We start from the raw sequence: 11861 nt of genomic DNA, 5'->3' as shown, positions 1-11861 counted from the left end.
AAAACCTACCTTTCTGCATCTATAGACTTATAAACATTAAGTTGGCGTTGACTCTTACGTCCGACATGCAGTAACTCTTGACGATGCTTTAACAGGCTTATCGCCTGTGTCGTAAAGCTGCTGGTTAATTCCAATTGAGTCTGCAACAGGGCTCTGTCTTCCTCTTTAGGTGAGGCGAGCACCTCGTCGAGTAAAAGTTGACGCTTGCCAACCAAGTCTAGCAAGTTCGATACCAACTCATCGGCGTCTTCCTGTTCGGCAGGTAGCTGTTCGAGACGCTTCATGGCCTGGGTAATTTGTTCGTTTAGCTTATCTAAAGGCTCCAATGCTCTTCCTTCTTACAGCACTCTCAACTAGGCTTTCTGAGAAACAACGCCTGGTAGCGAGTTTAGCCCATTAACAATACCAGCAGACTGTTGATTCAGTTTACCCACAACCAGATCCATCGCATTAAACTGCTTAAACAGTCGGGCTTGTAACTGTTCCATCTTCAAAGAAAATGCTTCGCGCTGCGCATCGAGTCGCTTCTTATCAGCGGTGTAGATATTATTACGAGAATCGATCAGGCCACCACTCTTAACGTAACCCTCAACTAAACTATCCAATCTGTTGGCCAAACCTGTGGTATCTGTTGCAAACAAACTCTCAATGCTACTCATATCGTCACTGATGGCTTTATCCAGCTTAGTGCTATTGACCGACAGTTTGCCGTAGCGATCCGCCTCTATGCCTATGTCATAGAGGGCGACCGACTGCCCACCACCAAGATCGACACGATTTGAAATCATATTACGCATCTGAGACTCGATTGAGCGTATCATCGAATCCCCTTGGAGTGCCGATGCCACTTCCTTTTCCGCATCATAGGAAGAGACCTTATCTATGGTGCTCATTAAGCTGTTATAGGCGTCGACGAAGCCCTGAACATTCTCTTTTACCGCATCTTCATCGAGTTCAATCTTAAGCACTGAGGTCTTATTTAGATCGGCGTCGGTGAGATTAAGGGTCACGCCGGCTATCGCATTTTTGATTTCGTTGGTTTGCGACTGTAGCTTCTGACCATCTATGTAGACGATTGACTCTTTGGCGGCCTGCACTTCGCTCAGATTTCCTACGCCAAACATGTCGCTAAGACCTGTACCAGACGTATCGCTTGCAGTTACGCTGATGTTATTATCCGGCCCTTCGGTATCGGAACTGATCACCAGACGACTGCCACCATCGGTAGTGACTATCGTTGCGGTAACCCCGACATTGTCGTCGGCACTGTTAATCTTGTCTGCAATAGCTGACAGCGAGTCGCCTGCGGCCACATCGACCGAGAAACTCTGACCATTTACGGTAAAGCCGAGACTGCCCTCACCTACTGCTGCACTGGCATCGGCCGTGAAGGCCCCTGCCACCTTGTGACGCTGGGCGAGTTGCTCAACGACTATGTTATAGCTACCCGTCTGCGCATTCTTATCAGCCGTGGCCGTAAAGAAGCTGCTGTCACCGGTTGACACCTGACGTTGATTTAGACTGCTGCCATCTTTGAGTTTTTCAAGGGCATCCTGAAACTTTGACAGAGCACTCTTTAGCGAGCCCATGGCTGAGACTTTCGCATCGATTGTGTCTTCTGTCTTATTAAAGATCGCTTCTTTAGGCACCTTCTCAGCATCAACCAGCACCCCCACAATCGTGTTGATATCAAGCCCTGAACCTATGCCTGTTGCCGTTAATGCCATAACTACCTCTACTCAAACGCCAGCTGAAACCTAGGCTTCAGTTTTCATTAATAATCCAGTGACTTCAGAAAGTTTCTGCGCCAACCTCAATGCTTCTTCGTTTGGAATTTGACGGATCACATCACCCGAATCAATGTCCATAACGCTAACAATATTTGTGCCAGAATCTTCGTCAATCTTAAAAGCCAAGCCTTTACGCATCACAGACATCATATTTGACATCTCTTCAACCAACTTCTGCATCGCTTCGGGCGATTGCTCTTCGGCCTGAGCCGCTTCGGCTTGATTGCTCTGTTCGACCGCCTTGATCGAACCTTTGGCTAATTCCACGTCCTCTGCCGCATTTGCTTTAACAGGCGTCATGCCTATATCAATTTTAGCAGCTGTAGCATTGGATGAATTAACAGTATTAATATCCATGACCTATACCTCTACTTCGTTAATTTATCCTTAAAATCACGAAAGGGAGATCCGTCGCCGAACCTCCCTTGTCTTCATCAAACTCGGTCTAACCCATTACTTTATTAGAGTAAAGATAGGGCAACCTGTGGCAGCTGGTTAGCTTGAGCTAGCATAGCTGAACCGGTTTGCTGAAGCACTTGGTTCTTAGTCATAGCAGAGGTTTCTTTCGCGAAATCCACGTCTACGATACGGCTCTTAGCGTCAGCGACGTTAGCCTGAGTGTTAGCGCTGTTGCTGATGTTGTGTGCCAGACGATTTTGCACAGCACCTAGTTTAGCGCGTGAAGTATCGATCTTCTTGATTGCAGCATCAATTTTAGTCAGAGCTGAAGCACGACCAGCAGAGGTCAATACTGTCAGTGAGTTAACTGAAAGTGCAGCTGCATCAGACTTACCGACAGAAACCTTAATGTCTTCGCCATCTTGGTGACCAACTTGGAAAGTCTTACCAGCAGAGAAATCACCGTTAAGCAGCTTAGTATCACCAAAAGCAGTGTTAGTACCAATTGCAGTGATCTCGGTCGCAAGTGCATCCATCTCATCTTTCAGAGCTTGAAGGTCTGCAGTGCTGTTCGCGCCGTTTTCAGCTTGAATAGACAGGTCACGCATACGTTGCAGCATGTTGGTCTGCTCTTGCATCGCACCTTCGGAGATCTGGGCGATAGAGATAGCGTCGTTAGCATTACGCATACCTACTTCAAGACCACGAACCTGAGAGTTCAGACGGTTAGAAATCGCAAGACCGGCTGCGTCATCTTTTGCACTGTTAATGCGAAGACCACTAGACAGACGTTCCATAGAAGTCGCTAAGTTGCTACCTGAAGCGTTTAGGTTTTTCTGTGCTTTTAGAGATGTTACGTTAGTGTTTACTGTAATAGCCATAATCGATTCCTCTTTATACCTGGCTTAAAACTAAGCCTGTCTACTTAAGCCAGGCCGGTCTTACTGGGTTACAGTATATTTAACGGCAGAGGGTTTTCGATCTTTAGAAAATTTTTTATAAAAAATAGGCTATTTTTTTATAATACATATATATCATGCACTTACATCACACAGAGACGAAAAAAACGGTGCAAAAAACTAATTTGCACCGTTTTATTGTGGGCCAAAACTGAGAGATTAACCCAGTAGTGACAGGGCAACCTGAGGTAACTGGTTAGCCTGTGCCAACATGGCAGAGCCTGTCTGCTGTAGCACCTGATTCTTCGTCATGGTTGAGGTTTCTTTGGCAAAATCCACATCCACGATGCGGCTCTTGGCATCGGCAACGTTAGCCTGAGTATTTGCGCTGTTACTGATGTTGTGCGCCAGACGGTTTTGCACCGCACCTAACTTGGCACGCTGGGTATCGATAACCTTAATAGCCGCGTCAATTTTACCGATAGCGGAATCTCGGCCGGCTGACGTTAACACAGTAAGGCTATTTACTGACAGTACACCTGCGTTCAATGTGCCTACTGAGATAGTGACATCTTCACCGTCCTGGTGGCCCACCTGGAACAGCTTACCAGCAGAAAACTCCCCCGTAAGTAACTTAGTGTTACCAAAGGCGGTACTGTTACCGATCGCCGTGATCTCTTCTGCGAGCTGGTCCATCTCATCTTTCAACGCTTGTAGATCGGCAGTGCTGTTGGCGCCGTTTTCAGATTGAATCGACAGATCACGCATACGCTGCAGCATGTTGGTTTGCTCTTGCATCGCGCCTTCAGAGATCTGCGCGATAGAGATAGCATCATTCGCGTTGCGCATACCCACCTCAAGACCACGAACCTGAGAGTTCAGACGGTTTGAGATCGCAAGACCGGCGGCATCGTCTTTCGCACTGTTGATACGAAGACCACTCGACAAGCGCTCCATAGAGGTTGCCAGATTTTGAGAAGAAGTATTTAGGTTCTTCTGCGCCTTCATCGATGTGACATTGGTATTAACATTAATAGCCATTGTGTTTTCCTCTTCTTGGTTGCACTGCCAAGACGTTGAGCTTGGCTAATAAATTACAAGTTAAGTTTGTCAAAGGCCTGAGCCCGTTTAGATATAATCAAAAAGTGTCGTCGACCCGACTTTGCTAAACACACTCGATACGGCATTTAAGGCCAACTGTTGTTTCTCGAGCTCAGTTATCGCCGAGGCATAATCTAAATCTTCCAGCAGTGAGAGCGCCGAACTGTTCACCAGCTTTTCTTCCACATGGGTCGAACTGTAACGCTCAATCTGCTTCAAGCTATTACCGGCTTCTCCCCGGGCAATGCTCAACTGATTGACACCACTATCGATATTATTCAACATCTGTGCCAACTCAGCTTTACCTTGGGGAGTATTCACCTTATTAGGATCTTCGAGCAGAGTGATCGCCTGGTTGATGGTATCGAAGACGCTCACCTGAGATTGCGGCGTAATGCTAAAACTATCCCCAGGGGCAGGCTGGCCATCGAGTTTCACCTCGATACCGTTGAAGTTAATGGGATTGGCGGCATCGAAATTAGGCACAGTCGTTACCAGAGTCGCGGACGAATCGCGGATCTCAAGATTGGCGCCATTCATGGTAAAGCTATAGGTATCATCAACATAGGTGGCGGGATCGCTAATCACGGCGCTCAGAACACGAAAATCCCCCGTCTGAGTCGACAAATAATTGGCGCTAAAGTCGCCAAGACCTGATGGCGCATTCATAAAGGCCTGATCGCCTGGCACATTGGTGCCCAGGGTGACACCTGAAGCCACTATGGCCTGGCGCACACCACTGTCACCGCTATAAACCACATTTCCCGCCGCATCGAAAGCAAAAGGCTGATTGCCAGTTTCATAGCCGGCAAACATATAGTTACCCGATTCATCTTTGGTGTTGGCCACAGAAACCAACTCTTCCAATGTGCCTTTCAGCTCATCGGCAATCATTTGCCGCTCAGAATCGGACAGGCTGCCATTCACTGCACGCAGGATCTGCTCTCTAACCGAGCCAGTCAGGGTTTCGGCTGTGCCTAGCTTGCTCTCGGTTAAAGCCAGGCGATTGGTCGCGTAGTCGATATTCTTCATAAACTGATCGACCAGGGCATTTTGCTGATTAAGGTTATCGATTCCGATAGCCGCTACAGGATCGTCGCCCGCAGTATTGACCCGCTTACCACTGGCGATCTGATCGATGATCTTGCTGGTCGCCGATTGCTTGTTAAGCACGCTATTAATGTTTTGATTAAACATCTGCGCCGTTGAGATCCGCATAATAAAGGCTCCTATCTCACCGAACTAAAGAGGGTGTCGAAAATTTCAGTGGCCGTGGTCATGATCCGCGCCGAGGCCTGATAAGACTGTTGGAAGCGCATCAAATTGGCGGCCTCTTCATCTAGGTTTACGCCCGACTCACTCTGCACCCGGGTATAAGCCTGAGAATAGACGGCTTCCGCCGACCCGAAGGCCACCTCGGCGGCTTTGGCCTTGCCACCCACCTGCAACTTGGTGCCTTCGTAAACATCGGCCAGGGTCGAGCTGCCATTGTTCATCAGCTTGGTTTCCGCGAGCTTTGCCATGGCTACTGCATTGGTGTTATCCCCTTCGGCGAAGCTGAGATCGAAGGTAAACCTGTCAGTGGCTGGTGCGCTGGCATCCACCTCGAAGGTAAACCCATAGGCACTGATGGACGGCGGCGTAAAGGCTGTCGGCGCACCGAGCGAGTTGCCCGCGGCATCGAATACCTCGAAGGTATTTGCCGTGGTATCTATCTCAAAGGTCAACTCGCTGCCGGTTAAAGGGAAGTTAGCCGCACTGCGATTGTCGATACTCACCAATTTCACCTGGGTGTTGCCCGAGTTTGCTGCATCTTGTGTGATTTTTGGCGCAGCGGCGGCGATACCCTTAGGATCTGCCATCACCACCTTGATACCGGCTGCGGCGCCGGATGTTGGACGTATCTCAAACCTATCCCCCGAGGCCATGGCGCCAGAATCGATATTGATACTAAAGCCGTCGCCACCGGTCAGCTGGCTGCCATTAAGGGTCAATGGCTTCACTGTGCCGGTCTCTTGATCTCTTAGCTCATAAGTGGCAGGTGCGGTAAAAGTTAGCTCGTAGCTGCCACCGGACAGGGCATTGACATCATCTATGTTGACTCTTAGTGCCGCGTTACCCGTGTTGTTGTCATAGGCGCCGGCGCGGCCCACAGACATGGCCGGATCGTTTATATCCAAGAAGAGATCGCTGCCCACCTCACCGTTGAGATCGAAGCCTTGGGACTGCGCCTGATTAAAACTGTCGGCAATACCCAGAGCCAACTGGCCCATATCTAGCTGCGCCGGGATCAGTGTTTCGTCGCGAAATTGAAACAGAGCACCCAGGCTGCCGCCCATCTTGCTGGGGTCGACCACTAAGGTCTGATTGCCGGCCGTGGTGGTGATACGCAACTCACCAGGATATGGGTCCCCCGTGGTCGCGCCCATCTGCATAGAGACTTCGCCGGATACCAACATCACGGCGCCGCCAAGCATGATGCTCTTGGCGCCAGATTCGAGTGGGATCACATTAACCTGAGCGTATTCGCTGAGCTCCTGGATCAGGGCATCCTGCTTATCGAGCAGCTGCATGTCGGCGCCCTGAGACTTCATCAGTTCCTGATTGATATGGCCAAGTTCGGTACTGATCTCATTGATCCTATCTGTCATAGCCGAGATCTGATCGTTAGTCTGCTTCATCTGACCATCGAGCTGTGACTGCATCTGATTGAGCGCCTTGGCGATCTGGTCAGCATTACCCAGCAGACTGCCGCGAATGCCCATATCATCGGGCAGATCAGCCAGGCTGTTGAGCCCGGCAAAGAGATCGTTAAGGCTCTGAGGCACCGCCTTACCTATCTGAGAGAACAGTTGATCCAGCTCGCTCATCTTAGTCTGGGTGGTCTGCGCTTGGCTCAGCGCCGTCTGACCGATACGCAGCTCACGGGCGGCATATTCGTTATAGATACGTTTAACGTCGGTAATATAGGTACCGGCGCCATAGAAGCTGTTGCCCAGACGCTGGGACTCCAGGCTAGACTGCTCAGCCACCTGACGGTGGTAACCCTGTGTATTGGCATTGGTAATGTTGTTACTGGTCACCGCCAGCTGCGACTGAGAGGCAAGCACGCCGGTACGGGCGATATTCAGCAGATCCATCGACATTATGCTTTACCTCTTATTGCACCTGTTGCTAACTGAGCACTCATCACTTTTCACTCTCCACTTGTCACTTGCCAATGGCTGCGCCAAGCTGTTTGTTTACCGTCTGGGCGACTGTCTGAGTTACCGTCTGCATCACCTTGAGCACCTTGTCGGCGTAATCAGGGTCTGTGGCATAACCGGCATCCTGCAGGCCACGGATAAAGGCGGCAGGGTTGGCGGCCTTGTCCATCGCCTCTTGATAACGAGCGCCTTCGGAAATGAAAGAGACGAAATCGTCAAAACTTTGTTTGATATCTTGATACACCCTGAAATCGGCGCGTTGCTTCACCGCAACCCCATGTTCAAATTCCAGGGTACTTACGCCGGCACGCTCGCCTTCCCAACGGCGATCGGCCTTGATGTTAAATAAGTTATTGCTGGGCTGACCGTCTGCGCGGCGCACCATCTTCTGTCCCCACCCCGTCTCGAGTGCCGACTGGGCAATCAATACCTCGGGGCGAGTGCCCAGGGCCTTAGCCGCCTGTTCGGCATGGGGATAGACAGCCTTGACGAACGCCTCACGGCTCTCGAACCCCTTATTAGTCAAAGCTATTGGCGCCTGAGACGGCAAGACCTTGCCGCTCACTAGCTCATCGAATATCCGCGGCAAGGGCTTATCACCGCTCGATACCTTGCTTTGAACTTCAGCTAGAGCCAGAGATTGCCTATCAACTTGTTGCGCACTATTAGCAACCGGACTCACCATGCCGCCCCGCAGCACGGAAGCCGGCGTCATCTGACTGGTCTGCGGTGAGAGCTGCTGCACCATGAGATCCGCAAGGCCCAGCATCCCCTTGTCCGACAGATTGACTGACATCTGCTGGTCATGCATCTGCTCATAAAACTTGGTGTACTGGCTGTTCATGGGGCTGTCTGACTCAAACACCGCATTGGCATCGCGCATGCTTTTCATCAGCATCTGCACGAAGATGCCCTCAAACTGCTGCGCCACCTCTTTGAGCGCCGCCTTGTCATCTTTTTGCGCCTTGGCACGTAGGGAGTCCAGGCCCCCTATGTCCAAGAAATGCGATGCGTTTGACAGCTTATCCATGTTCTATCCCAAAGCGTCTGCGACGATGATTAGTCGTCTGCGACAAAATTTAAATGATGATAAGCTCACCATGCAAAGCACCTGCCACCTTTAACGCTTCCAGTATTGCTAACACGTCAGATGGCGCGGCGCCGACCAGATTCACCGCCCGCACCAGCTCATCGAGGGTAGTACCAGGGTTAAACAGGAACATGCGATTATCCGCTTCGGACACATCTATGGTGCTGTCGCTAGTGACCACGGTATTGCCCCCCGCCAAGGGATTAGGCTGAGACACCTGGGTCGCCTCGGCGATGGTTACCGTCAGACCGCCATGGGTCACCGCCGCCGGCAACAAGCGCACATCTTTACCCACTACTATGGTGCCGGTACGGGAATTGACGATCACCTTAGCCGACTCTGACGCAGGCTCGACTTCGATGTTTTCCAAGGTCGCCAGAAATGAGACACGCTGGGACACATCCCGCGGCGCACTCACCTGCACCGAGGCCGCATCCAGTGGACGGGCCATGCCTGGGCCTAAGAGATCATTGATGGCATCGGCGAGGCGCTTGGCCGTCGAAAAATCGGCGCGGCGCAGGTTAAAGGTCAGATGATCGCCCGTTGAAAATGGCGTCGCCACGGTGCGCTCGACGATGGCGCCATTGGGGATTCGCCCCACGGTAGGCGTATTTTGAATCACCTTAGATCCATCGAGTCCTTCGGCGCTAAAGCCGCTAACCACCATGCTGCCCTGGGCGATGGCATACACGTTGCCGTCAACCCCCTTGAGGAAGGTCTGTAGTAAGGTGCCGCCACGCAGGCTCTTGGCCTCTCCCAGGCTAGAGACGGTGACATCAAGCGTCTGACCCGGCTTGATGAAGGCCGGCATGTCGGCACTCACCGCCACCACGGCGACGTTCTTGATCTTAGGACGGAAGTTATCGGGCAGATTGATGCCGAAGTTTTTCAGCATTGTCTTGAAGGTCTGCTCGGTATAACGTGTCTTCTCGCCGGTGCCCGGCAGGCCGACCACCAGACCATAGCCGATCAGCTGGTTGCTACGCACTCCTTGTACGTTGGCGATATCTTTGATGCGCTGGGCCGAGCTGGCTGCGGAAAACACCATCAGGGCACAGGCCAATATTAATTTTATCTTCATGGCATCGCTCCTTAGAAGGGCCACCAGTCGCTCATAAAGAACTGGCTTAACCAACCCACTTTCTGCGCATCGGCAAAGGTGCCCGTGCCGCTGTATTGAATACGGGCATTGGCCACACGCTGAGAGTCTATGGTGTTGTCGGGACGGATGTCCTGCGAGCGCACTATGCCGGTCAGCCTGACAAACTCATCGCCATTATTGATGGTGATCCACTTCTCGCCGCGGATCACCAGATTGCCGTTGTTCAGCACCTGCATCACATTGGCCGAGATGCTGCCCGACAGGCTGTTGCTCTGATCGGCATCCGACTCACGCTTGGTGTTCATGCTGTCTTTGTAACGCAGGTCGATGGGCGAGCCGCTGATGGTGACATTGCCGCCGCCGGCATAAATAGGATCCAGCGTCAGATCTGAACCCTTCTTCAGTTCGTTGTTGGCGCTCTTCTTCGCCTTGGTCGACTCTTGCAGGATCACCGTAATGATGTCGCCGACCTTAAGCGCCTTGATGTCCGAATAGAGACTAGAGGCCTGGCTATCCTGATACATAGAGCCCGTGGCGGCGATCTTAGTCGGCGGCGCCTCGGGATAAACTGGTGCATAGTAAGGGTCATCGGCGATCGGCTTCTGGTTGGTTGAGGCACAGCCCACCAACGCCAGCGCAACCACTAAGACAGATGACTTAGCCATAACAAACTTAGTCATATCAAACCTCTACAAATTCTGATTGACGTAAGAGAGCATCTGGTCGACGGCCGAGATCACCTTAGAGTTCATCTCGTAGATCCGCTGACTCTCGATCAGGTTTACCAGCTCCTCGGTCACGTTAACGTTAGAAGTTTCCAGTGCGCCCTGACGAATGGCGCCCATGCCATCCAGAGAGGCGGTGCCCTGAATAGGCGTGCCGCTGGCACCGGTTTCCAGATAGAGGTTCTGCCCCATGGGATCCAAGCCGCTCGGATTGATAAAGTCTGACATGCTCAGCTGACCGACCACCTGGTTTTCCGCCGCGCCAGGGGTCTTCACCGAGACCTCCCCTTCTGCAGACACGGTAATGCTAGTCGCATCATCCGGGATGGTGATCGCCGGTTGCAGCACATAGCCAGAACCTGGGGTCACTATCTGCCCGGTATCATCTAAGGTAAATTGACCATTTCGGGTATAGGCGGTTGTGCCGTCAGGCAGCTGCACCTCGAAGAAACCCGGGCCTTCGATCATCAGATCCAGTGAGTTGTCAGTGGTAAGCATATTACCCTGGGTGAACATCTTCTGGGTCGCCACCACCTTAGTCCCCGCGCCTATGTTAAGGCCGTTGGGTAGCTTAGTATTAGAGGCGCTGATACCACCCGCCTGATTGACGGTTTGATAGAGCAGGTCTTCGAAAACGGCCCGGCTCTTCTTGTATCCAACTGTGCTCGCGTTCGCCACATTGTTGGAGATCACCGAGATATCTGTTTGCTGGGCATCTAAGCCAGTCTTACTAATCCATAACGCCGGATGCATAATCTATCTCCTAACTAATGCGCATTAATGACGAAGAGGCTTGATCCATCTCTTCGGCGGTTTTCATCATCTTGACCTGCATCTCAAACTGGCGCTGCAGATCGATTAAAGAGACCATCTCGTCGACGGCGTTGACATTGCTGCCTTCAATGGCGCCACTCTCCACCGCAACATTGGGATCGGCCGGGGCATTAACGCCAGACAATTGACGGAACAGACCATCCTCGCCACGCATCAGGTTTTGATTACCAGGGTTAACCAACTTGATACGGCCGACCTCCTCGATCACCTCAGCGGTTGAGCCGAGCGGTCTGACCGAGATGGTGCCATCCTGGGCAATCTCGACCTTTTCGATAGGAAGGGGTAACACGATGGGACCGGCATCGCCCATCACTGGGTTGCCTCTGTCGTTACGCAGCAGGCCTGAAGTATCGAAACTCAGGCTGCCAGAGCGGGTGTAGGCCTCACCGCCATCGACGGCCTGCACGGCTATCCAGCCGTCACCTTTCACCGCGATGTCGAGATCTCGTCCCGTGGTCTTTATCGGACCGGCGGCAAAGTTGGCCGACGGGTTCTCTGTCATCGAAAACACCCGTGTCGGCAACCCTTCGCCAAAGGCCTGCATAGATCTGGCCTGTTCCAGATCCGACTTAAAGCCGTCGGTATTGGCATTGGCAAGGTTGTTGGCACGCACTGCCAGCGAATTCATATTCTGCTTGGCGCCACTCATGGCGACATAGAGTAATTTATCCACTTGCTGCTCCGTCAATGTTTCAACTAAAACTGTCTAATAACA

The 11861-nt window shown here is 51.8% G+C and carries 12 protein-coding genes; all 12 read right to left on the bottom strand.

Features of this window, described 5'->3' with window-relative positions; all coding sequences use genetic code 11:
• Positions 1–5: 5 nt before the first annotated feature.
• The gene (locus K0H80_RS06765; protein WP_220073498.1) at positions 6–326 is read right to left on the bottom strand and encodes a hypothetical protein; all 321 of its coding nucleotides are present in this window, start codon (positions 324–326) and stop codon (positions 6–8) included.
• Positions 327–353: 27 nt separating this feature from the next.
• Positions 354–1727 carry a flagellar filament capping protein FliD gene (fliD, locus tag K0H80_RS06760; RefSeq protein WP_220073497.1) on the bottom strand — a complete coding sequence of 458 codons (1374 nt, stop codon included), beginning with the start codon at positions 1725–1727 and terminating at the stop codon, positions 354–356.
• Between the two features lie 30 nt (positions 1728–1757).
• The gene (locus K0H80_RS06755) at positions 1758–2147 is read right to left on the bottom strand and encodes a flagellar protein FlaG (RefSeq protein ID WP_011865159.1); all 390 of its coding nucleotides are present in this window, start codon (positions 2145–2147) and stop codon (positions 1758–1760) included.
• A gap of 104 nt (positions 2148–2251) precedes the next feature.
• Positions 2252–3070 carry a flagellin N-terminal helical domain-containing protein gene (locus K0H80_RS06750; protein WP_011865158.1) on the bottom strand — a complete coding sequence of 273 codons (819 nt, stop codon included), beginning with the start codon at positions 3068–3070 and terminating at the stop codon, positions 2252–2254.
• Between the two features lie 237 nt (positions 3071–3307).
• Positions 3308–4129 (bottom strand): flagellin N-terminal helical domain-containing protein, encoded by an 822-nt coding sequence (locus K0H80_RS06745; protein WP_011865157.1) that lies wholly within the window; start codon positions 4127–4129, stop codon positions 3308–3310.
• 87 nt (positions 4130–4216) lie between these two features.
• Positions 4217–5407 carry a flagellar hook-associated protein FlgL gene (gene flgL, locus K0H80_RS06740; RefSeq protein ID WP_220073496.1) on the bottom strand — a complete coding sequence of 397 codons (1191 nt, stop codon included), beginning with the start codon at positions 5405–5407 and terminating at the stop codon, positions 4217–4219.
• Between the two features lie 11 nt (positions 5408–5418).
• The gene (gene flgK / locus K0H80_RS06735) at positions 5419–7335 is read right to left on the bottom strand and encodes a flagellar hook-associated protein FlgK (RefSeq protein ID WP_220073495.1); all 1917 of its coding nucleotides are present in this window, start codon (positions 7333–7335) and stop codon (positions 5419–5421) included.
• 64 nt (positions 7336–7399) lie between these two features.
• Positions 7400–8425: a flagellar assembly peptidoglycan hydrolase FlgJ gene (gene flgJ, locus K0H80_RS06730; protein ID WP_220073494.1), complete on the bottom strand. Its 1026-nt coding sequence runs from the start codon at positions 8423–8425 to the stop codon at positions 7400–7402.
• A 49-nt stretch (positions 8426–8474) separates the two neighbouring features.
• Positions 8475–9566, bottom strand: coding sequence for a flagellar basal body P-ring protein FlgI (locus tag K0H80_RS06725; RefSeq protein ID WP_220073493.1), 1092 nt, complete (start codon positions 9564–9566; stop codon positions 8475–8477).
• An 11-nt stretch (positions 9567–9577) separates the two neighbouring features.
• A complete protein-coding gene (gene flgH, locus K0H80_RS06720; RefSeq protein WP_041407052.1) occupies positions 9578–10252 on the bottom strand; it encodes a flagellar basal body L-ring protein FlgH in 675 nt (224 codons plus the stop codon).
• Between the two features lie 24 nt (positions 10253–10276).
• A complete protein-coding gene (gene flgG / locus K0H80_RS06715) occupies positions 10277–11065 on the bottom strand; it encodes a flagellar basal-body rod protein FlgG (RefSeq protein WP_011865151.1) in 789 nt (262 codons plus the stop codon).
• Positions 11066–11075: 10 nt separating this feature from the next.
• Positions 11076–11819: a flagellar basal-body rod protein FlgF gene (gene flgF / locus K0H80_RS06710; protein WP_011865150.1), complete on the bottom strand. Its 744-nt coding sequence runs from the start codon at positions 11817–11819 to the stop codon at positions 11076–11078.
• Between the last annotated feature and the right edge of the window lie 42 nt (positions 11820–11861).

This window comes from Shewanella aegiceratis, from assembly GCF_019457495.1.
Taxonomy (GTDB): domain Bacteria; phylum Pseudomonadota; class Gammaproteobacteria; order Enterobacterales; family Shewanellaceae; genus Shewanella; species Shewanella loihica.
This window is presented reverse-complemented; position numbering and strand designations above follow the sequence as displayed.